Source organism: Pseudomonas sp. MPDS (assembly GCF_013283895.1).
In the GTDB taxonomy this organism is placed as follows: domain Bacteria; phylum Pseudomonadota; class Gammaproteobacteria; order Pseudomonadales; family Pseudomonadaceae; genus Aquipseudomonas; species Aquipseudomonas rhizophila.
In genome coordinates this window covers 3618610-3639729 of record NZ_CP054128.1, presented here as the reverse complement: position 1 = coordinate 3639729, position 21120 = coordinate 3618610, and the positions used below count along the sequence as shown (strand labels likewise).

At 59.8% G+C, this 21120-nt stretch carries 16 protein-coding genes and 2 tRNA genes; 12 read left to right on the top strand and 6 right to left on the bottom strand.

Annotated elements, in window-relative coordinates; translation table 11 throughout:
* The first annotated feature begins 62 nt into the window (after nucleotides 1-62).
* The 6 genes from HQ912_RS15975 to nudC all read left to right on the top strand — a co-directional run bounded on the left by HQ912_RS15975 (nucleotide 63) and on the right by nudC (nucleotide 11172).
* Entirely contained in the window at nucleotides 63-1379 is a 1317-nt protein-coding gene (locus tag HQ912_RS15975) for an MdtA/MuxA family multidrug efflux RND transporter periplasmic adaptor subunit (protein ID WP_047226604.1), read from the top strand.
* Entirely contained in the window at nucleotides 1376-4471 is a 3096-nt protein-coding gene (locus tag HQ912_RS15970) for an MdtB/MuxB family multidrug efflux RND transporter permease subunit (protein ID WP_173407016.1), read from the top strand. Before HQ912_RS15975 ends, HQ912_RS15970 begins: the two co-directional genes overlap by 4 nt.
* A 226-nt stretch (nucleotides 4472-4697) precedes the next feature.
* On the top strand, nucleotides 4698-7802 hold the full coding sequence (locus tag HQ912_RS15965) for an efflux RND transporter permease subunit (protein WP_047226602.1): 3105 nt from the start codon (nucleotides 4698-4700) through the stop codon (nucleotides 7800-7802).
* Nucleotides 7799-9274, top strand: coding sequence for an efflux transporter outer membrane subunit (locus HQ912_RS15960; protein WP_107322608.1), 1476 nt, complete (start codon nucleotides 7799-7801; stop codon nucleotides 9272-9274). Before HQ912_RS15965 ends, HQ912_RS15960 begins: the two co-directional genes overlap by 4 nt.
* Before the next feature lie 248 nt (nucleotides 9275-9522).
* Nucleotides 9523-10335 carry a crotonase/enoyl-CoA hydratase family protein gene (locus HQ912_RS15955; protein WP_047226600.1) on the top strand — a complete coding sequence of 271 codons (813 nt, stop codon included), beginning with the start codon at nucleotides 9523-9525 and terminating at the stop codon, nucleotides 10333-10335.
* 6 nt (nucleotides 10336-10341) lie between these two features.
* Nucleotides 10342-11172 (top strand): NAD(+) diphosphatase, encoded by an 831-nt coding sequence (gene nudC / locus HQ912_RS15950; protein WP_160892594.1) that lies wholly within the window; start codon nucleotides 10342-10344, stop codon nucleotides 11170-11172.
* Here nudC and HQ912_RS15945 read toward each other — a convergent pair.
* On the bottom strand, nucleotides 11140-11919 hold the full coding sequence (locus tag HQ912_RS15945) for a TSUP family transporter (RefSeq protein WP_173407015.1): 780 nt from the start codon (nucleotides 11917-11919) through the stop codon (nucleotides 11140-11142). The two genes, nudC and HQ912_RS15945, sit on opposite strands and share 33 nt — an antisense overlap.
* Nucleotides 11920-12298: 379 nt before the next feature.
* Here HQ912_RS15945 and HQ912_RS15940 point away from each other — a divergent pair.
* Together HQ912_RS15940 and HQ912_RS15935 are read left to right on the top strand one after the other, a co-directional pair.
* A tRNA-Cys gene (locus HQ912_RS15940) sits at nucleotides 12299-12372 on the top strand.
* Between the two features lie 194 nt (nucleotides 12373-12566).
* Nucleotides 12567-12653: transfer RNA gene (locus HQ912_RS15935), tRNA-Leu, on the top strand.
* Nucleotides 12654-12737: 84 nt separating this feature from the next.
* Here HQ912_RS15935 and HQ912_RS15930 read toward each other — a convergent pair.
* Nucleotides 12738-13100, bottom strand: a complete 363-nt coding sequence (locus HQ912_RS15930) for an NUDIX hydrolase (protein ID WP_047226597.1) — start codon at nucleotides 13098-13100, stop codon at nucleotides 12738-12740.
* A gap of 270 nt (nucleotides 13101-13370) precedes the next feature.
* Here HQ912_RS15930 and HQ912_RS15925 point away from each other — a divergent pair, with 270 nt between their 5' ends.
* Both HQ912_RS15925 and HQ912_RS15920 read left to right on the top strand, forming a co-directional pair.
* Nucleotides 13371-13556: a hypothetical protein gene (locus HQ912_RS15925; protein ID WP_047226596.1), complete on the top strand. Its 186-nt coding sequence runs from the start codon at nucleotides 13371-13373 to the stop codon at nucleotides 13554-13556.
* Nucleotides 13557-13648: 92 nt separating this feature from the next.
* The gene (locus HQ912_RS15920) at nucleotides 13649-13876 is read left to right on the top strand and encodes a PLD nuclease N-terminal domain-containing protein (protein WP_047226595.1); all 228 of its coding nucleotides are present in this window, start codon (nucleotides 13649-13651) and stop codon (nucleotides 13874-13876) included.
* 7 nt (nucleotides 13877-13883) lie between these two features.
* Here the strand turns inward: HQ912_RS15920 and HQ912_RS15915 are convergent, their stop codons facing one another.
* From HQ912_RS15915 to HQ912_RS15905, 3 genes are all read right to left on the bottom strand, one after another.
* The gene (locus tag HQ912_RS15915; protein WP_047226594.1) at nucleotides 13884-14309 is read right to left on the bottom strand and encodes a hypothetical protein; all 426 of its coding nucleotides are present in this window, start codon (nucleotides 14307-14309) and stop codon (nucleotides 13884-13886) included.
* Nucleotides 14310-14430: 121 nt separating this feature from the next.
* Complete coding sequence (locus HQ912_RS15910) at nucleotides 14431-14661, bottom strand: hypothetical protein (RefSeq protein ID WP_047226593.1); 231 nt, start codon at nucleotides 14659-14661, stop codon at nucleotides 14431-14433.
* Nucleotides 14662-14809: 148 nt separating this feature from the next.
* Nucleotides 14810-15064, bottom strand: coding sequence for a DUF6555 family protein (locus HQ912_RS15905; protein ID WP_047226592.1), 255 nt, complete (start codon nucleotides 15062-15064; stop codon nucleotides 14810-14812).
* A gap of 200 nt (nucleotides 15065-15264) precedes the next feature.
* Between HQ912_RS15905 and HQ912_RS15900 the strand changes: the two genes are divergently transcribed.
* The gene (locus tag HQ912_RS15900) at nucleotides 15265-16164 is read left to right on the top strand and encodes a polysaccharide deacetylase family protein (RefSeq protein WP_173407014.1); all 900 of its coding nucleotides are present in this window, start codon (nucleotides 15265-15267) and stop codon (nucleotides 16162-16164) included.
* A 388-nt stretch (nucleotides 16165-16552) separates the two neighbouring features.
* Here the strand turns inward: HQ912_RS15900 and HQ912_RS15895 are convergent, their stop codons facing one another.
* Nucleotides 16553-18349 carry a DAHL domain-containing protein gene (locus HQ912_RS15895; protein ID WP_173407013.1) on the bottom strand — a complete coding sequence of 599 codons (1797 nt, stop codon included), beginning with the start codon at nucleotides 18347-18349 and terminating at the stop codon, nucleotides 16553-16555.
* Nucleotides 18350-18867: 518 nt separating this feature from the next.
* On the opposite strand from HQ912_RS15895, the gene HQ912_RS15890 reads away from it, so the two are divergent.
* A complete protein-coding gene (locus HQ912_RS15890; protein ID WP_076385048.1) occupies nucleotides 18868-21078 on the top strand; it encodes a putative bifunctional diguanylate cyclase/phosphodiesterase in 2211 nt (736 codons plus the stop codon).
* Nucleotides 21079-21120 lie beyond the last annotated feature (42 nt).

Here is a 21120-nt window from a genome sequence, read left to right as displayed (position 1 = left end):
CTTTGCTAAATACCCGCCAGTGCTTATCGTTCAGCCTCCCGTAAAAGAAGCCCACGCGCCCAATGGTTGATCATTCCATGCAATCCTCTGTTTCCCACAAATCCCGTCGCTGGCTGTTTGGCCTGGTCGTCGTATTGATCGTCGCGGCGCTGGCCTGGAAGTTCTGGCCCGCCGGCACGGACCAAAAGCCCGGAGCAGGGCAAAAAGCGCCTGCTGAACAGGCGGGGCGGTCGGGCGGGATGCGGCCAGGGTTTGGGGGGGCGACAGGGCCGGTACCGGTTCGGGTAGCGCCGGCAGTCACCGGTGATTTTCCGCTTTACTACAAGGCGTTGGGCACCGTCACGGCCCTCAATACCATCAACGTGCGCAGCCGGGTGGGTGGCGAGCTGGTCAAGATCGCCTTTGAAGAAGGGCAAATGGTCAAGGCTGGAGACCTGCTGGCTGAAATCGATCCGCGGCCATACCAGAACGCCTTGCTCCAGGCCGAAGGCACGCTGCTGCAGAATCAGGCCCAACTGAAAAATGCCCAGGTAGACCTCGAGCGTTATCGTGGCCTGTATGCCGAGGACAGCATCGCCAAACAGACCCTCGATACCGCCGCCGCCTTGGTGGGCCAGTACCAGGGCACGGTCAAGACCAACCAGGCGGCAGTCAACGACGCCAAGCTCAATCTGGAGTTCACCAGGATCCGGGCGCCGATCTCCGGCCGGGTCGGTTTGCGGCAACTGGACGTTGGCAATCTGGTGGCCGCCAACGACACTACCGCGCTGGCGGTCATCACTCAGACGCAACCCATCAGCGTCGTGTTTACGCTGCCGGAAACCAACCTGGATACCGTGCTTGCCCGCTATCGCAGCGGGGCGAAGCTGCCAGTGGAAGCCTGGGACCGTAGTGACCTGAAGCTGCAGGCCAGCGGTGTACTGCAAAGCCTGGACAACCAGATCGATATCACCACCGGCACCCTGAAGTTCAAGGCTCGCTACGATAACCGCGACCAGTCGCTGTTCCCCAACCAGTTCGTCAATGTGCACCTGTTGGCCGACACCCTCAAAAATGTAGTCCTGGCGCCGACCGCTGCGATTCAGTTCGGCACCAACGGCACCTTCGTCTACGCCCTGGATGGCGATAAAAAAGTCACCATCAGAAAGCTGAAGATCGGCGCCAGCGACGGCGAACACACCGTAGTCACCGAAGGCCTGGCCGCAGGTGATCGAGTAGTGCTAGAAGGCACCGATCGCCTGAAGGAAGGCAGTGAGGTGGATGTGGTCAACGACAGCCAGGACGTGCCCACCACGCCGACCGAACACCTGCAGGGCAAAACGGCGGCGGCCCCGGCTGAACCGGCCGTGGCCGACAAGGCGAAAAAGGGCGGCGCATGAACCTCTCGCGTCTGTTCATCCTTCGCCCGGTCGCCACCACCCTGAGCATGCTGGCCATCGTGCTGGCCGGTCTGATCGCCTATCGGTTGCTGCCGGTGTCGGCATTGCCCCAGGTCGATTACCCGACCATCCGCGTGATGACCCTGTACCCGGGCGCCAGTCCCGACGTGATGACCAGCGCCGTGACCGCCCCTCTGGAACGGCAGTTCGGGCAGATGCCGGGCCTGACGCAAATGGCGTCCACCAGCTCCGGCGGCGCGTCGGTGATTACCCTGCGTTTCAGCCTCGACATCAACATGGATGTCGCCGAGCAACAGGTGCAGGCGGCGATCAACGCGGCCACCAACCTGCTGCCCAACGATCTGCCAGCCCCGCCGGTGTACAACAAGGTCAACCCGGCCGACACCCCGGTGCTGACCCTGGCGATCACCTCCAAGACCATGTTGCTGCCCAAGCTCAATGACTTGGTTGACACCCGCATGGCGCAGAAAATCGCCCAGATCAGCGGGGTCGGCATGGTTTCGATCGCCGGCGGCCAGCGCCAGGCCGTGAGGATCAAGGTCAACCCCGAGGCCCTGGCAGCCGCAGGTCTGAACCTGGCGGATGTGCGTACCCTGGTCGGCGCCTCCAACGTCAACCAGCCCAAGGGCAACTTCGACGGACCGACCCGGGTCTCGATGCTCGATGCCAACGATCAGTTGACCTCACCCAAGGACTACGCCGAGCTGATCCTCGCCTATGCCAACGGCGCTCCGTTGCGCCTCAAGGATGTCGCGCAGATCGTCGATGGCGCCGAGAATGAACGCCTTGCCGCCTGGGCCAACGAAAATCAGGCCGTGTTGTTGAACATCCAGCGCCAGCCGGGGGCCAACGTCATCGAGGTGGTAGACCGGATCAAGGCCTTGCTGCCGAGCATTACCGACAACCTGCCGGCCGGCCTGGACGTTACGGTGCTGACTGACCGCACCCAGACCATTCGCGCTTCGGTCACCGACGTACAGCATGAGCTGCTGATTGCCATCGCCTTGGTGGTCATGGTGACGTTCCTGTTCCTGCGTCGGGTCAGTGCCACGATCATTCCGTCGGTGGCTGTACCGTTGTCGCTGATCGGCACGTTCGGCGTGATGTACCTGGCGGGTTTTTCCATCAACAACCTGACGCTGATGGCCCTGACCATTGCCACCGGTTTTGTGGTGGACGATGCCATCGTCATGCTGGAAAACATTGCCCGCTACATCGAGGAGGGCGAAAGCCCCATGCAGGCCGCGCTCAAGGGCGCGAAGCAGATTGGCTTCACCCTGATTTCCCTGACGCTTTCGCTGATCGCGGTGCTGATCCCGTTGCTGTTCATGGCCGACGTGGTCGGACGCTTGTTTCGCGAGTTCGCCATCACCCTGGCGGTGGCGATCCTGATCTCCCTGGTGGTGTCGCTGACCCTGACGCCGATGATGTGTGCCCGGTTGCTCAAGCGCGAGCCCAAGGAGCAAGAGCAGGGGCGTTTCTACCGTGCCAGCGGCGCCTGGATCGACTGGATGATCGCCGCCTACGGTCGCAAGTTGCAGTGGGTGCTCAAGCATCAGCCGCTGACCCTGCTGGTTGCCGTGGGCAGCCTGGTGCTGACGGTGGTGTTGTACCTGGCCGTGCCCAAGGGGTTTTTCCCGGTGCAGGACACCGGAGTGATCCAGGGTATTTCCCAGGCGCCACAGTCGATTTCCTTCGCCGCCATGAGCGAGCGCCAACAGCAGCTGGCCAAGGTGATCCTGGCCGATCCAGCGGTGCAGAGCCTGTCTTCCTACATCGGCGTGGACGGTGACAACGCCACGCTCAACAGTGGTCGCTTGCTGATCAATCTCAAGCCCCACAGCGAACGGGATGACAGCGCCACCGAAATCATTGCCCGCTTGCAGCCACAACTGGATCGGCTGGTGGGCATCCGTCTGTTCATGCAACCGGTGCAGGACCTGACCATCGAAGACCGGGTCAGCCGCACCCAGTACCAGTTCAGCCTGTCTTCGCCGGATGCCGAGTTGCTCAGCCTCTGGAGCGATCGCCTTGTCGAAGCCTTGGCCCGGCAGCCGGAGTTGACCGACGTCGCCAGCGACTTGCAGGACAAAGGTCTGCAGGTCTACCTGGTGATCGACCGCGACGCCGCGTCTCGCCTGGGCGTATCGGTGTCGGACATCACCGATGCACTGTATGACGCTTTCGGCCAGCGGCAGATTTCCACCATCTACACCCAGGCCAGCCAGTATCGGGTGGTGTTGCAGGCCCAGGCCGGGGAGCGCCTCGGGCCGCAGGCGCTGGATCAGATTCACGTCAAGACCACCGATGGTGGCCAGGTGCGGCTGTCGAGTCTGGCTCGCGTCGAGGAGCGTCAGGCCCAGTTGGCCATTGCTCACATCGGCCAGTTCCCGGCGGTGATGATGTCGTTCAACCTGGCGCCCGACGTAGCCCTGGGGCACGCGGTGGACGTGATCGAGAAGGTCCAGCAGGACATTGGCATGCCGGTCGGGGTGCAGACCGAATTCCAGGGCGCGGCCCAGGCGTTCCAGGCCTCGCTGTCGAGTACCTTGCTGCTGATCCTGGCGGCGGTGGTGACCATGTACATCGTGCTCGGTGTTCTGTACGAGAGCTACATCCACCCGATCACGATTCTCTCCACATTGCCCTCGGCGGCCATCGGCGCCTTGCTGGCGCTGATCATCAGCGGCAATGACCTGGGCATGATCGCGATCATCGGCATCATCCTGCTGATCGGCATCGTCAAGAAAAACGCGATCATGATGATCGACTTCGCCCTCGACGCCGAACGCAACCAGGGCATGGATCCGCAGACGGCCATCTACCAGGCCGCGTTGCTGCGTTTCAGGCCGATCCTGATGACCACACTGGCGGCCCTGTTCGGTGCGGTGCCACTGATGCTCGCCACTGGCTCCGGCGCCGAACTGCGCCAGCCTTTGGGGCTGGTGATGGTGGGTGGGTTGTTGGTGAGCCAGGTGCTGACGTTGTTCACCACGCCGGTGATTTACCTGTATTTCGACCGCCTGGGGCGCCGCTTTGCCAAGCCTGATGGGGAAGAGGTGCGGGTATGACGGCAGCACCCGGCATCCCGGAGCTTGAGGGCTTTGTGTGGCGAGGGAGCTTGCTCCCGCTATGTGGGAGCAAAGCTTGCTCGCGAAACAGGCGTCTCGATTCTGCAGGACCGCATCGCCCTCATCGCGGGCAAGCCTTGCTCCCACAGGGCGGGGATATATCCCCTCGCCACAAGAGCCCGACCATCCCTCACGGCATATCGTCTGAAGCCTGGAGCGGTCACCCATGAACCTCTCCGGCCCTTTCATCCGTCGCCCCGTAGCGACCATGCTGCTGAGCTTTGCAATCATGCTGCTCGGTGGCGTGAGCTTTGGCCTGCTGCCGGTCGCGCCGTTGCCGCAGATGGATTTTCCGGTGATCGTGGTCCAGGCCAACTTGCCGGGGGCCAGCCCCGAGGTGATGGCGTCGACGGTGGCAACGCCGCTTGAGCGTTCCTTTGGCGCCATCGCCGGGGTCAACACCATGAGCAGCCGGTCCAGCCAGGGCTCTACCCGGGTGATCCTGCAATTTGACCTGGACCGCGACATCAACGGTGCGGCGCGGGAAGTGCAGGCGGCCATCAATGCCTCGCGCAACCTGTTGCCCAGCGGCATGCGCAGCATGCCCACGTACAAGAAGGTCAACCCGTCTCAGGCGCCGATCATGGTGCTGTCGCTGACTTCGGATGTGCTGGAGAAGGGCCAGCTCTACGACCTGGCTTCAACCATCCTTTCCCAGAGCCTGTCCCAAGTGTCGGGCGTGGGCGAGGTGCAGATTGGCGGCAGTTCCTTGCCGGCGGTGCGCATCGAACTGGAGCCGCAACTGCTCAACCAGTACGGCGTAGCCCTGGATGATGTGCGCAGCGCCATTGCCGACAGCAACGTTCGCCGGCCCAAGGGTTCGGTCGAGGACGCACAGCGCATGTGGCAAATCCAGGCCAACGATCAGTTGGAGAAGGCCAAGGACTACGAAACGCTGATCATCCGTTACCAGGACGGCTCGGTGCTGCGCCTCAAGGACGTAGCAAAAGTCACCGACGGCGTCGAAGACCGCTACAACAGCGGTTTCTTCAACGATGACGCAGCCGTGCTGCTGGTGATCAACCGTCAGGCTGGCGCCAACATCATCGAGACGGTCAATGAGATCAAGAACCAGCTGCCGGCGTTGCAGGCCGTGCTGCCGGCCAGCGTCAAGCTGAACCTGGCCATGGACCGCTCACCGGTGATCAAGGCCACGCTGCACGAGGCGGAAATGACCCTGCTGATTGCCGTGGCCCTGGTGGTGCTGGTGGTGTTCCTGTTCCTGGGCAACTTTCGCGCCTCACTGATCCCGACCCTGGCGGTGCCGGTGTCCCTGGTGGGCACGTTTGCGGTGATGTACCTCTACGGCTTCTCCCTGAACAACCTGTCGTTGATGGCGTTGATCCTCGCCACCGGCCTGGTGGTGGACGACGCCATCGTGGTGCTGGAGAACATTTCCCGGCACATCGACGAAGGCGTACCGCCCATGAAGGCGGCCTACCTGGGCGCCGAAGAGGTGGGCTTTACGCTGCTATCGATGAACGTCTCACTGGTGGCGGTGTTTCTCTCGATCCTGTTCATGGGCGGGATTATCGAGAGCCTGTTTCGCGAGTTCTCCATCACCCTGGCGGCGGCCATCGTGGTCTCGCTGGTGGTGTCGCTGACCCTCACGCCGATGCTCTGCGCTCGCTGGCTCAAGCCCCACGTGCCGGGGCAGGAGAATCGCTTGCAGCGCTGGAGCCGGCGCCTCAACGAGCGGATGGTCCGTGGTTACGCGCGCAGCCTGGACTGGGTGCTGCGCCATCGGCGCCTGACCTTGCTGAGCCTGCTGGTGACCATAGGGGTGAACATCGCACTCTACGTGGTGGTGCCGAAAACCTTCATGCCTCAGCAGGACACCGGCCAGTTGATCGGTTTCGTGCGCGGCGACGACGGACTCTCGTTCAACGTCATGCAGCCGAAGATGGAAATCTTTCGTCGCGCCGTGCTGAAGGATGAAGCCGTAGAAAGCGTGGCGGGGTTCATCGGCGGCAACAACGGCACCAACAATGCCTTCATGCTGGTACGCCTCAAACCGATCAACGAGCGTGGTATCTCCGCGCAGAAAGTCATCGAGCGCTTGCGCAAGGAGATGCCCCTGGTGCCGGGTGGCCGCTTGATGCTGATGGCCGACCAGGATCTGCAGTTTGGTGGTGGACGTGAGCAGACCACCTCGCAGTATTCCTACATCCTGCAGAGCGGTGACCTGGCGTCGCTACGTCAGTGGTACCCCAAAGTCGCGGCGGCCTTCAGGGCCTTGCCGGAGCTGACCGCTATCGACGCTCGTGACGGCGGCGGCGCCCAGCAGATCACGCTCGTGGTGGACCGTGACCAGGCCAAGCGCCTGGGCATCGACATGGACATGGTCACCTCGGTGTTGAACAACGCCTACAGCCAGCGGCAGATATCCACCATCTATGACAGCCTCAACCAGTATCAGGTGGTGATGGAGGTCAACCCCAAGTACGCCCAGGACCCGAGCACCCTCGATCAGGTCCAGGTCATTACCGCTGACGGCGCGCGGGTGCCCCTGTCGACCATCGCGCATTATGAGAGCAGCCTGGAGGATGATCGGGTCAGCCATGAGGGTCAGTTCGCCTCCGAGGACATATCGTTCGATTTGGCCGAGGGGGTGACGGTGGAGCAGGGCACGGCCGCCATCGAGCGGGCAATTGCCAGGCTCGGGATGCCCGAAGACATCATCGCAAAAATGGCCGGCACCGCCGATGCGTTCGCGGCAACCCAGAAAAGCCAGCCGTTCATGATCCTGGGTGCATTGCTGGCGGTGTACCTGGTGCTGGGTGTGTTGTACGAGAGCTACATTCACCCGCTGACCATCCTGTCCACCTTACCGTCGGCCGGTGTCGGCGCACTGCTGTCGATTTATTTGTTGGGCGGCGAGTTCAGCCTGATCTCGTTGTTGGGGTTGTTCCTGCTGATTGGCGTGGTGAAGAAAAACGCGATCCTGATGATCGACCTGGCGTTGCAACTGGAGCGCGGCGGGCAGTCGCCGCAGGACTCGATCCGCAACGCCTGCCTGCTGCGCTTGCGGCCGATTCTGATGACTACGCTGGCGGCGATTCTCGGTGCCTTGCCGCTATTGCTTGGCGGTGCCGAAGGCTCTGAGATGCGCCAGCCGCTGGGCCTGACCATCATCGGCGGACTGGTGTTCAGCCAGATCCTGACCCTCTATACCACGCCTGTGGTTTACCTTTATCTCGACAAACTGCGCCATCGCTTCAACCGCTGGCGCGGCGTGCGCACTGATGCTGCCCTGGAAACTCCGCTATGACCGACCGTTCGCTTTTCAATCTTGTCGCACCGCTGGCGACCGCCCGTGGCTCGCGGCTGCTGAGCCTGACGCTGTGCGTGGCGATGCTCAGCGCCTGCGCCATCGGCCCGGATTACCAGCGCCCGGTGGCCGCGGCGCCCGTGCAGTACAAGGAGGCTGAGGGTTGGCGCCAGGCCAATCCTAGCGACGCCTTGGCTCGGGGTGCCTGGTGGGAGTTGTACGGCGATGCCCGGCTCAATGGCCTGGTGGAGAAACTCAACACCTCCAACCAGACCGTGGCCCAGGCCGAAGCCCAGTACCGTCAGGCCCAGGCCTTGGTTCGCAGTGCCCGGGGCGCGTTCTTCCCCTCTGTTGACCTGACCGTCGGCAAGAACCGCTCCAGCCAGGGCACCGGCAGCAGTAATTCGAGCCTGAGCAGTTCGGCCAGTGGCATCCGCGACACCTACAGCGCCCAGGCCGGTGTCAGTTGGGAGGCGGACGTCTGGGGCAAGTTGCGTCGCACTCTGCAAGCCAATGAAGCCAGCGCCGAAGCCAGCTTCGCCGATCTGGCCGCCATGCGCCTGAGCCAGCAATCGGAACTGGTGCAAAACTACCTGCAATTGCGGGTGATCGACGAGCAGAAGCGCTTGTTGCAGACCACCGTGGACAACTATCAGCGTTCGTTGAAGATGACCGAAAACCAATACCGCGCGGGCGTATCCGGCAGGGACGCGGTGGCTCAGGCGCAGACTCAGCTCAAGACTACCCAGGCCGAGTTGATCGACCTGATCTGGCAACGCGCTCAATTTGAAAACGCCATCGCCGTGCTGATCGGCCTGCCGCCGGCCGAATTCAGCCTGGCAGAAACCCAGGACATCCCGACCCTTCCGCAAATCCCCGTGGCGCTGCCCTCGCAGTTGCTTGAGCGCCGGCCGGACATTGCCTCGGCGGAGCGTTCGGTGATGGCCGCCAACGCCAACATCGGCGTGGCCAAGGCCGCCTATTACCCGGACCTGACCCTGAGCTTGAGCGGCGGTTACAGCAGCAGTACCTACGATAACTGGGTGAGTGTGCCGAATCGCTTCTGGTCGGTGGGACCGCAGCTGGCGATGACGTTGTTCGATGGCGGCCAGCGTTCGGCGGAAGTCGACCGCACCGTCGCGGCCTACGACCAGACGGTCGCCACCTATCGTCAGACGGTGCTCGACGGTTTTCGCGAAGTGGAAAATTACATGATCCAGCTCAAAGTCCTGGAAGACGAAGCCCGCGTGCGCCAGGAGGCCCTGGATGCCGCCCGCGAATCCTTGCGCCTGACCCAGAACCAGTACAGGGCAGGGCTGATCGCCTACCTGGATGTCGTCACGGTCCAGGCCACCGCGCTGAGTAATGAACGCAGTGTGCTGACCTTGCAGCAGAGCCGGTTGATCGCGAGTGTGCAACTGATCGCCGCATTGGGTGGTGGGTGGGATGGGCAGATGCAGGTGAGTGAATAATCCGTGATTGAAGGTGATCCCTGTGGCGAGGGGATTTATCCCCGCTGGGCTGCGCAGCAGACCCCAAATACCTCTGTCGGGATGCAGGGGCCGCTTCGCGCCCCAACGGGGATAAATCCCCTCGCCACAGAGACATCTTTACCTGACCGGTCGCCAGGTCCCGCTTTTGGCCGATGCACTGTCTACGACCCGGTGCGTTGACTTGTTATAGTTCAGGCCTCTTTTTCAGCCGGTAAAGGATCACTGCCATGTCGCAATACCAAGCGTTCACCGTCGAACTTGCAGACAATATCGCCCATGTGCAGATCAATCGACCGGACAAGATCAATGCAATGAACGCCGCGTTCTGGAGCGAGATCGTCGAAATCTTCCAATGGATCGACGACACCGACGAAGCGCGCGTGGTGGTATTGAGCGGGGCCGGCAAACACTTCTCCTCGGGCATCGACCTGATGATGCTGGCCGCCGTCGCCAATGAGCTGGGCAAGGACGTGGGCCGCAACGCACGCCTGTTGCGCCGCAAGATCCTGCAACTGCAAGCCTCGTTCAACGCCGTGGACAATTGCCGCAAACCGGTGCTTGCCGCTATCCAGGGTTATTGCCTGGGCGGCGCCATCGACCTGATTTCAGCCTGCGACATGCGATATGCCGCCGAGGATGCGCAGTTCTCCATCAAGGAAATCGATATCGGCATGGCGGCCGATGTTGGCACATTGCAACGCTTGCCCCGGATCATCGGGGACGGCATGCTGCGTGAACTCGCTTATACGGGGCGTACCTTTGGTGCCGACGAAGCGCGCAGCATCGGCCTGGTCAATCGTGTCTACAGTGATACCGCCAGCCTGCTTGACGGTGTCATGGGCATCGCTCGGGAAATCGCCGCCAAGTCGCCGATCGCCGTGACCGGTACCAAGGAAATGATCAGCTACATGCGCGACCACCGCATCGACGACGGGCTGGAATACGTCGCCACCTGGAACGCCGCCATGCTGCAATCGACCGACCTGCGCGTGGCCATGGCCGCCCATATGAGCAAACAGAAACCTGAATTTCAGGATTGATTGATCATGATTTCACGCTGGACCACCGCAGTACTCGATACCGATCTCCCGGGGGGCTGGGCCGTGGCCCGCAGCCCGGAAGGCTTTCTGTTCGATGACAACGGCGCGCTGTTTCCCCGCGACTGGCTCAAGCGCCAGGACCTGTCGATCCTCGCCGAGCATGGCATTGGCCACCTGGATGGCGAGCCGGTCTATCTGCTGGAGCTGCACAGCGCACAGGACATCCCCGGCTGCAGCTGGAAGGGGCTGCGGGCCTTCATGCTCGAGGATGACCACACGCTGTACAAGGTCCTGGGCTATGCCGCGCAGATCGGCACCTGGGCTCGGGAGTGCCGTTTCTGTGGCAGCTGTGGCAAACGCATGGGCCAGATTGCCCGGGAACGGGCGATGTATTGCGATGCCTGTGATTTGCGGCATTACCCGCGAATCTCACCAAGCATGATCGTGCTGATCACCCGTGGCGATGAAGTCCTGCTGGCCCGTTCGCCTCGCTTCGTCACGGGGGTCTACAGCACGCTGGCCGGGTTCGCCGAGCCAGGTGAGTCCGCCGAGGATTGCCTGGTTCGTGAGGTGCGCGAAGAAGTCAGCATCGAGGTGAAGAACATTCAGTATGTCGGCAGTCAATGCTGGCCGTTTCCCCATTCGATGATGCTCGGTTTCCATGCCGAATATGCCGGTGGCGACATCATCAGGCAGGAAGATGAAATCGAAGATGCCCAGTGGTTCAACGTGCACAATCTGCCGCCGCTGCCAGCCTCGCGCTCCATCGCCCGCTACCTGATCGACCTCTATGTGGCGCGGCGCTTAGGCCACGCTGAACCAGTGCTGCCAGGCTAGACGCACGGTCAAGCCCAGTACCACGGTGATAAATACAGGTCGGATGAATTTCGCGCCGCCGCTGATGGCGGTGCGCGCGCCGAAGAATGCCCCTACCATCACCGACAGCCCCATGCTCAGGCCGATGATCCAATCCATTTGCCCCGAAAAAATGAACACCGACAGCGCCGCGATGTTGCTGACGAAATTCATGCTGCGGGCCACACCACTGGCCTTGACCAGATCGATGGGATAGAGCAGCAGGCTGCTGACAGTCCAGAATGCACCCGTCCCAGGACCGGCCACGCCGTCGTAGAAGCCCAGGCTGAAACCCTGGGGCGCTTGCCAGGTCTTCTTGATCGGCGCATCGCTGTCCAGCGGCGCCTTGGGCGTGCCACCGAACAACAGGTACAGGCCACAGGCGAAGACGATCACCGGCAGCATCTTGTTCAGCCACTCGGCGGGCAGGTAATGGGCGACGATGGCGCCGGCCAAGGCACCGACCAGCGTGCCGACGAGGGCATGGGTCCACTGCCTTGGATGGAACAGCTTGCGCTTGTAGAACGTGAAACTGGCCGTGGCCGAACCAAAGGTCGAGCTGAGTTTGTTGGTGCCCAGGACCAGATGGGGAGGCAAGCCGGCGGTTAGCAGGGCCGGGGTGGTCAACAGGCCACCTCCACCGGCAATGGCATCGATGAACCCGGCAATGAAGGCAACGACGATCAGGATAGCGAGGGTGGTAAGGTCAACGCTGAGTTCGAAAGGCATGAAATGGGCTTATTTGGCAGGGCGCAGGTGGCTGCGGGGAAGGCCGGTATGTTACCCATAAATGGGGCAGGGCTGCGACTGCCTCCATGGGTCCCTGAAGTTCTCCGTGGCGAGGGAGCTGGCTCCGCTGGGTTGCGACGCAGGCCCAGAAGCCTTCGCACACCTATGTGGTTGTCGGGCGGAAGCTGGCCTTTGGACGAATTTTTTTTGAAATCAAGGGGTTGTCAGCCTAGGCAAATGAGTACATAATTGCGCCCATCGAACGCACTGGGACGTAAAAAATCTCAATGTTTTCAAGGAGATAGAGCTTCGTAAGCGTCTTGTTTCCTGATCAGGTTTGTACACGGTTGATGTAGCTTTCTTGCATCAAGCGTCTTGAGGCCGAATAGCAAAATGGTTATGCAGTGGATTGCAAATCCACCTACGCCGGTTCGATTCCGACTTCGGCCTCCACTTTAAAACAGCTCCGTAGATCCATGATTTACGGAGCTTTTTTATTTTCGGAGCAACGACAGGTTTTGTCTTGAAAAGGACAGAAGCAACCTTGCTTCGCCGGGAAGGGATGTATATATTCCCCCCTCTTGCTGCACCAGCCTCGACTGGCATATCTGCTCCACGCTGATGTCCATAAGGTTGACCGCGCTACCGCCCGAATGGCGAAACTGGTAGACGCATGGGACTTAAAATCCCCCGCTCGTAAGGGCGTGCCGGTTCGATTCCGGCTTCGGGCACCATCTAAAATCAAGGGTTTGCGAGCGAAAGCTGAAGCAAACCCTTGTTTGTTTCTGCTCCGTGAAACCACCTTATCCAAGCTGCGCTCACAACCTGCGCCGAAATGCCTCGAGAATCTCCCGGGTGCCCTTTTTCATTTGCAGTTGCGCGATAGCGTCCAGCGGATGCCAGAGGCAGTCGCTGATTTCATTCTGTGGCCGGGCGGTCTTTGAATCGGTGACCGCGGCTTCGAACACGTGGTGTTCGGTTTCACCGTCGCTGATGCGCATCAGATAAAGCAGGTTGTGCGCGTCCAGCCCGGTCTCTTCTGCCAACTCGCGTAGTGCCGCCCCAGCATGGGTTTCGCCGCGCTCAACGGTTCCACCAGGCAATGTCCAGCGGCTGTTGGCCTTGCGCACGAGCAAGATGTGGCGATCTTCCTCGCAGATGACGGTCGCTCGAATTTTCATGGCCTTGCTCAATCCGTGACTGTCATTAAATTGAAATATAACTGCAATATTTGAGCCCGATGTCATACGGACTGTCCACTACAGTTTTTACCGGGGCCTCTCTGTACGACCGCGGCAATCGGCGAAAGACTGAACTTCATTTCAAGCCTGCACTCGCTATCTGTCAGGACTGGGCATTAAACCGATCATCGCCTCGACTGAATCAGCTTGGAAAAAACGTATCCATGTTGGGTGGATAGCCAACCTCGGGTAGAGGGGAAGTGAGAAGACATGACCACGGTTGAAGACTTCAAAATCAAATCCCACGAGCTTCTCGTGGAACTGGACGCGGCCACCTCAGAAATGATGGCGCTCGTCGACGCACATCAAACGAGCGGGGTGATTTGGGAGCAGGCCGTCCAACGCCAGCATGACGCTTATGAACGGTGGGTCGCCTATCTGAATGAGCGTGGATAGACGCAAGTTCGGGCGGGGGGACGCGATGGCAGATTCTTTGAACGGACCGTCAGGGGGTGTGCCTAAACCATAGACCTTAAGAGGATTGGACCATGTCTGAACTAGCCAGCTATTTCTGGATCGGCGTTGTGGTGCTTTTGCTGCTTGTGGATCTGTGGGCGATCATCAGTGTCTTTCGCAGTGACAAGACTGTCGGGACCAAGGCGGGATGGGCGCTGGTGTTGATCATCTTGCCTGTGGTGGGCCTGGTCATCTGGGGCGTTGCCGGCCCTCGCGGTGTGAAGGAAGGCCCGTCGTCGCCAGAGCACAGCAAAGGTTAGGGACCCTTCATTGGTTTTTCCAGCGCCCACCGGTGGTTTCGCAATCTTTCTGTGCTTGCGCCAGTTGCTCGGTGTTGTAGTAGTACCGGGTGACTTGCGCATCGTCAGGGATGTTGGCTGACTCGCCGCCACGGTCCTTGCTGGTTGAGTGCGGATTGGCCAGGGATTCCTGAGTCAGCCGGGCCTGGCACGTCGCTACATAGCCTTGGGCGCAACGTTCGACCTGGTTCTTTTCAGTGCTCAGTGCACCTTTGCTTTCGTTGCTGCACGACCAGCCAATCGCCTCGGCTGGCACGCCTTTGTATTCGTAACAACTATGGGTTTCGATCTTCGGTATCGCCTGGCTCTGGGACCGAGTGATTACATCGCAGCCTTGCGCCATGGCGACGGCAGGGCAGGCACAGGCGATCAACAGCAGGATTCTGGCGTACATGGTGTTCTCCCTCTAGCGGCTTTGCTCCGATACATATCCATATCGAGGCGCAAAGAACGCCCGCGTTCCATCGGTTTTCCAACCGGTAGAGCGTGGGGAAGAATCTGTGCAGCGCAATGCGTTAGCGGAACTTGGGCAATGGTCGCTCGGCGGGCTTGAGGGACGTCAGCGCGCTCTGGATAGAGGGGGCGTCTTTTTCGATGTCATTGAGACGATCCCGGATGCGCACGGCGGTAGGGTGCCCGCCCTGATGGTCGACCCAGTCAGCGATTTCTTTGCAGGCTGCCGCCAATCGCGCCTGACGCGATTCCAGCAAGGTGAGCACGGTGGTGATGGACTCTTTTTCAGACATGTCGCACCTCCATTGAGTGTGTATAGGGCAGCACAAAACCCGCCAGCAGCGGGTTGTACCGATAATTAAGCGTAGTTGAGTTATTTCGGGTCTGGCGAAGAAAACGGCGCACGGCCGGACGGCCGGTGCGCCAAAGAGGGTTGCGGACTCAGCCTGACTCTTTTACCCAGGCCGGCGCGACACTGGCTCGCCAGCGCACGTCGGTAATACCGTATTTTTCTGCCAGTGGTTTTGACACCCGCTTGACCTTTTCCCTCCCGAATTTGGGGATGCGCCCGACACCCGCGTCGCAACTGGCCCAATGCCAGGCTTCGGAATTGTTCATCACTTCTGCACGAATGATGAATGACTTGGGCTCGCCATGGAGCATGTAGTCGATGATGTAAAGCGATGGCCCGCCCATAAATCCTCCCTAATTAGTTCTATACGGATGGATGCAGAGGCGGGCGGAAAATTCCATCGGATCTCCAGACGGTCAAAATCGGGGGCGCGGCGAGGCTCGCGGCCGGGAACCAAACCCGGTTAACCTTCTCCAAGCTGGGCTTGGGCACCAAGGGCCATGGATCGAAGGCGAGTCAGTGCGATCACCATAAAAGGCACACAATGAAAATCTTCGCCAGGGTGTTGTCTCTCGTAGCCCTTGCCAGCGCTTTGCTGGGGTGCATTGGCGCTCCCATCGAGCTGACTGCGCAGACCGAACAACGCCTTCGCACGCAACCGCCGATCCGCTTTCTGCTGACGTTCGATGACGGGCCCAGCGCATCATCTTTCTGGAACCCGAGCATGGGCGTGCTCGATGCCCTGGCGCAAAACCCGGTGCAGCCGGGGATCAAGGCGGTATTTTTTGTGCAGACTCGAGCGTCGCGGGCCGGTGGCAGTGATATCGGGCGTTCGGTGATGCGTCGTGAACAGCAGGAAGGGCATGTGCTGGGCTTTCATACCGCGACCTCCGGGCACAGCAACCACCGGTTCCTCAGCCCAGATGAACTGGAACAGTCGCTGCTCAATGGGAGCGCCGACATTGCCGCCATCACGGGGGCGGCTCCCAGGCTGGTGAGGCCGCCGTTCTGGAGCTTCGACACCCGCACCTTCGCGGCCTACCGGCGCCATGGCCTGCACATGTTGCTCACTGATCTGAGTGCCAGCGACGGCAAAGTCTGGGGCATCACGGCGAGTCCGAGACGGCGAATCAACCTAATACGTCAGCTCAGCGAAGTGCGTGAACGTATCGCCGGCGGGCAGATACCTGCCGTTGATGGCGTCATTCCGGTGGTGGTGACCTTTCATGATCTCAATCGCTACACCGCACGACACGCCCGGGAGTACCTGCAGATTCTGATCGACGCTGCCCAGGCGACTGGGGTGAAGACCGACACCAAGCCATTTTATGACGACCGTCAGGCGCTTGAGCGAGCAGCGCTGGCTCGCACCGTCAAAGACGGCACCGAGCCGGTGCAATTGCCTGGGTTGTGGAACAGACTGTGGGGATCGGGCTCACCCTGATGGGCATGTCGCACCCGGGAAATTGCGACGCCCGGTTGATGCCCTGATGCCAACTGAGTGTAAGGTAAGGGGCGTACCTTAGGTTTATCTAGCAGGAGGTAACTATGAGTGCTGCGATGCTAACGAAAGTGCACATCAACGGTTATGACGTACTCAGTGTGAACAGCGGCCCATGGCGGGTCTGCACCCAAGTGGACCGGCTTGGCTCCTTTGCTTCCCGTGAGGAAGCGCTGGCTTACGCGGCGGCGTTGCCGGTACGCAGAAACCGAAGCGAGCGATCGGCTAACACTAAATAGCAGCGCTAGAAGGTCGTGTTCGCAGGTCAGAGTTGGCTGCACGCGCGCAACCCCGAAGGATGCTGCGCACGCAGCCAACTCGCCCCAGTGGTTCAGGTATTGGCCAGTTCCAGCGGGATCTCCAGAGTGAACAAGGCCCCTTGACCAGGCCCATCGCTCTGGGCGTAGAGACGGCCATTCATTTCAACCGCGGCCAGAGCACAGCTGTGCAAGCCAAATCCATGGCCGTCCTTGCGGGTCGTGAACCCGTGGTTAAAGATTCGAGCCTGGTTCTGCGGCGCAATACCCTCGCCTCGATCCTTGACGCTGAGGCGTAACGTACTCTCAGCGACGATCTGGATCCCTAGCGTCATTTCCCGCGGATGCCCGGAAACATTCGACATTGCGAATTTGGCGTTGCTGATCAGGTTGATCAGGATCAACAGCAACCTGTGCTTGTCTCCCAGGATGGTGGGGATGTCCTGAAAATCCTTGATGACCGTGACATGGTGGCGGCTCAGCGCGCCTGCGTTCATGCGTAACGCATCTTCAAACAGATCCCTGACATTGAGCGGCTCGATCAATCTCGCGGCGCCAGCATAGGTTTGTTGGGTGGCGACGATTTCCTTGATGTGGTCAATGCTCTTGGTCAGTTGTGCCAGCTCGTCAATGAGCAGTCCCTGTTCGGCATTGATGGACTCGACCAGCTCATTGAAATAACGAGGCAACAATTTGCCTTTTTCATCCAGGGTAATGAAACGGCCCAAATCCTCGGCATGCTCATTCATCATTTTTACCGCTTTGCCCAGACCGAGCGTCTTGCTGTTTTTCAACTTGCGGGTCACCAGGTCCGCCGAAATATTCACGCTGTTGAGAACGTTCCCTACGTTATGCAACACGTTGGTCGCGATCTCGGCCATTCCCGCCATTCGCGCCGCCTCCACCAGCTCACGTTCGGCCTGCATCAACTCGCGAGTGCGATCTTCCACCCGTTCTTCCAGCCGTTCATTGGAGGATTGCAGTTCCTGGTTAATCTGAGTGATGAGCGCGGAACTGCGAACCAACCGCGCGGCAAGGTAGATCATCAAAATGGCCATGAGGCCGGCGCATACAGCCAGATAGATGTGATATTGGCGTTCGGTCTCGGCGGTCCTGCGTTGGGTTTCGTTCAACAGCTCGTTAATACTGTCGAGCTCTTGGGCGACCGGGATCACACTGATGCGGTCAATGAGGTCATTGACGATCGGTTGTTCCTGGATAATGGATTCGACATGTTGTGTCAGCGTGCTAAAGGACGGCTGGTAGGAAGGGGGCAGTTGGGCGATGTATTGCTCCAGCGCATTGAGCTGGCTCCTTACTTCTTCGGCCTTGTCCGAGGTGACATAAAGGGCGTACTCAAGCGTTGTCAGAGTGAGGTCAAGGACACTGGAGGCAACCTCTAAACGGTTTATCGGAATGTCCGAGACCATCTCCCTGAGCCGTGTCTGGATGTCGTCCTCGGCAAGTGGCAGCGCATCCAGAGCGGTGCGTAAGCGGGTGTTGTGTTGCTGGAACTGCTCCACCAGCAGGCTTTTGTTCTTCACCGCCTCCACATAGCCCTGGCGCCTGGACGCCCAAAGGGCCGCCAAAGGGCCAGAATTATTGAGCTGCTCCAACTGCGCCCATCGACTGGCCGCTTCAGGTGGCGGGGTCAGCGACAGGTTGTTATTGATGCCGATCTTTTTTCGCAGGATTTTGACGTTCCAGTTAGCGTCGGATTGTTTGAGTTGGCGGATGAAATCCCGGGATTCGAAATAGGTGGAGGCGTCGTAGGTGTAGGACTTGACTAAAAAGAATATCAAGGCCGAAAACACAGCAAGCGCGACAGCCAATAAGGCGGGCCATTTATATTTTTTAATGAGAGTGGTCACACGGTCCTCCCGTCAAGGCTCTTGATCGGGCAGATCGGTGAGTTGCCAAGACAAGGCAGGATTGCGGCGCTTGGGACGATGGGTGGAGTGTTTGTTTGGTGTTGTATAGGTGGCGTGGGTCTGCTTTTGCCTGGGTGCACGTTGAGCTCCCTGCTAACGGTGGCGTGGTACGTCAATGACGTGAGTGTAGCGCTAAGGAGGCGGGGCGATGTGGGAGGCTGGCGGCGGGCGTAGATTAAGTCAGCCGCCACAGTGGCGGCCGACTTTTAGCTCCCACTCAGGCGCGTAGTTTTCTCGCGGGAGAACCCTGTATGGCCGAGAAATTGCGGTGAGTCGAGAAAGCGAAATCAGCCAAACGGCTGCAGTCTGATACTGTTTTTTATGTTGGATCTGAGGCTTTTTTTAGTGAGTCGGTGCTCTATAGAGTGCCCGTCCGACGCACTAGTGGACAGTGATCGGCCGCCACTATTTCTGGCTCTCTGAAGACCGGACGACCTCGAGAGTCTTCAGGAATCACCATGAATACTCGTCCCAGCTTTCACAGCAAGACCTTCCCCGAGTCGCAACGTGACATTCTCGGTATGATCGCGACCGATCATCATCTGGGCGAAATACTCTGCGCCATCTGCCAGATGCACGACGCACAGGCCCCCGAAACCTTCTGCTCTATCCTGCTCACTGATGCCGAGGGTAAACACCTGCTGAACGGCGCGGCGCCCAGCCTGCCGGCCGAGTACAGCGAGGCGATTCATGGAATGGCCATTGGTCCACAGGAAGGAACCTGCGGCGCCGCAGCGTTCCGGCGCGAGCTGGTGGTCACCGAAGACATCGCCCGGGACCCAAACTGGGAGCGTTTTCGCAGCCTGGCGCTGGGGCATAACCTGCGTTCCTGCTGGTCGGTGCCTTTGCTCTCCCATCAAGGAAGCGTGTTGGGTACATTTGCCCTGTACCAGAACCGGACCCACTTTCCGAATGAGGCGCAGATTCAACGACTGGGCCGCGCGGCCCAACTGGCAGTCATTGCGATCCGCCATGAGCGTGACGGCCAACGTCTGGAGGAAAGCGAACAACGTTTTCGTTCATTGTTCACTTACAACCCCAACCCGGTGTTCGCCCTCGATCTGGCCGGCAACATCCAGAGTGTGAATCCAGCAGGCCTTAAGCTAAAGCCGCACACCGCAACCGATTTTATTGGCCATCACTTTTCCCATCTGGTGCTCGAAGAAGACCTGCAGCGGGTCAGTCAGCATTTTTCCGCAGCCCGCGCCGGAACGCCTCAACGCTTCGAGGCACGGGTTCGCGACGAGGGAGAGAAGCTGTTGACCATGGACATCTCTAACCTGCCGATCATGGTCAATGGAGAGATCGTTGGGGTATTTGGCATTGCCCGGGACATCAGCGAGCAGAAGCATTTCGAGCGCCAATTGAGCTTTAACGCCAGCCATGATCGGCTGACTGGTTTGCTTAACCGTGTTTCGCTTGAAGACCAGCTCATTCTGGACTGTCACATCAGTCGTCGGCGTAAGCGTCGTCTGGCGGTGATGTGCATTGATCTGGACGGATTCAAATCCATCAACGATTCGATCGGGCACTACTTCGGCGATCAGGTGCTGATTGAGGTGGCGCAGCGTATGACCCAGCAGGTTCGTCCTGGTGATACCATCGTGCGCATGGGCGGTGATGAATTTATCGTGCTGCTGCCGGACCTGCTTCGTGATGAGGACGTTGTACCGGTGGCCGAGCGCTTGATGGCCAGCATTGCCAAACCCTACTGCATCCAGGGCATGGACCTGCACGTGAGTGCAAGTGTCGGTATCACCCTGAGCGATGGTCACATCGAGCAGCCGATGCAGCTGATCCAGCAGGCTGACATGGCCATGTACAAAGCCAAGCAGCAAGGCCGCAACAACTTCCAATGGTACACCAGCGATCTTAATCAGCGCGTTTGCGAGCACGCGAGCCTGCGCAATGACCTGCAAAAGGCTATCGAAACTCAGTCGTTCAGGCTGCACTATCAACCGCAGATAGACGCGCGCACGGGGCGGGTGGTCGGGATCGAAGCGTTGCTGCGCTGGGAGCATCTGGAAAAAGGATTCATCTCACCAGCGGTGTTTGTGCCGGTGGCGGAGGATAGTGGTCAGATCATCCCACTGAGCCTTTGGGTTCTCGATACAGCCTGCGCGCAGCTGCGCCAGCTAGGCGAGCAGGGCGTCACAGGAATCTCGATGGCCGTAAATATTTCGCCGATGCATTTCCAGCGTGGCCAGTTCGTCGAGTGTATCCAGACAGTGCTGAGCAAGCACGGACTTAGCGCGGGGCAGTTGGAGCTGGAGATTACCGAGTCGCTCTTGCTGCATAACGTTGAACAGGCGATCGATACGTTGCACCAGGTCAAGGCCTTGGGGGTGCGAATTGCGCTCGATGATTTCGGCACCGGTTTTTCCAGCCTCAGCTACCTCAAGCGTTTGCCCATCGACAAAATCAAGATTGACCGCTCGTTCATCCAGGAAATCGCCACCGACCATCACGATGCAGCGATCACCCAAGGCATTATTTCCATGGCCCATCACCTCAGCCTGACGGTGGTTGCAGAAGGCGTGGAAACTGCGTCTCAGGTGGCTTTTCTGAAGGGCAGCCGCTGCGATATTTTTCAGGGGTATTACTTTGCCAAACCGATGCCCTCTACAGAAATCGAAGCTTTCCTGAGCCAGCTCGCGTCCCATCCCTGACCGCCAATTCTGTCTGGTCCCACACCTGAAAATCAGACGCCA

Coding starts and splice junctions, on each gene's coding strand:
- HQ912_RS15925 (WP_047226596.1), top strand. CDS start 13,371: ATGACCACGGTTGAAGACTTCAAAATCAAATCCCACGAGCTTCTCGTG.
- HQ912_RS15905 (WP_047226592.1), bottom strand. CDS start 15,064: ATGGGCGGGCCATCGCTTTACATCATCGACTACATGCTCCATGGCGAG.
- HQ912_RS15960 (WP_107322608.1), top strand. CDS start 7,799: ATGACCGACCGTTCGCTTTTCAATCTTGTCGCACCGCTGGCGACCGCC.
- HQ912_RS15975 (WP_047226604.1), top strand. CDS start 63: ATGGTTGATCATTCCATGCAATCCTCTGTTTCCCACAAATCCCGTCGC.
- HQ912_RS15955 (WP_047226600.1), top strand. CDS start 9,523: ATGTCGCAATACCAAGCGTTCACCGTCGAACTTGCAGACAATATCGCC.
- HQ912_RS15920 (WP_047226595.1), top strand. CDS start 13,649: ATGTCTGAACTAGCCAGCTATTTCTGGATCGGCGTTGTGGTGCTTTTG.
- HQ912_RS15965 (WP_047226602.1), top strand. CDS start 4,698: ATGAACCTCTCCGGCCCTTTCATCCGTCGCCCCGTAGCGACCATGCTG.
- HQ912_RS15900 (WP_173407014.1), top strand. CDS start 15,265: ATGAAAATCTTCGCCAGGGTGTTGTCTCTCGTAGCCCTTGCCAGCGCT.
- HQ912_RS15930 (WP_047226597.1), bottom strand. CDS start 13,100: ATGAAAATTCGAGCGACCGTCATCTGCGAGGAAGATCGCCACATCTTG.
- HQ912_RS15945 (WP_173407015.1), bottom strand. CDS start 11,919: ATGCCTTTCGAACTCAGCGTTGACCTTACCACCCTCGCTATCCTGATC.
- HQ912_RS15890 (WP_076385048.1), top strand. CDS start 18,868: ATGAATACTCGTCCCAGCTTTCACAGCAAGACCTTCCCCGAGTCGCAA.
- HQ912_RS15915 (WP_047226594.1), bottom strand. CDS start 14,309: ATGTACGCCAGAATCCTGCTGTTGATCGCCTGTGCCTGCCCTGCCGTC.
- HQ912_RS15910 (WP_047226593.1), bottom strand. CDS start 14,661: ATGTCTGAAAAAGAGTCCATCACCACCGTGCTCACCTTGCTGGAATCG.
- nudC (WP_160892594.1), top strand. CDS start 10,342: ATGATTTCACGCTGGACCACCGCAGTACTCGATACCGATCTCCCGGGG.
- HQ912_RS15970 (WP_173407016.1), top strand. CDS start 1,376: ATGAACCTCTCGCGTCTGTTCATCCTTCGCCCGGTCGCCACCACCCTG.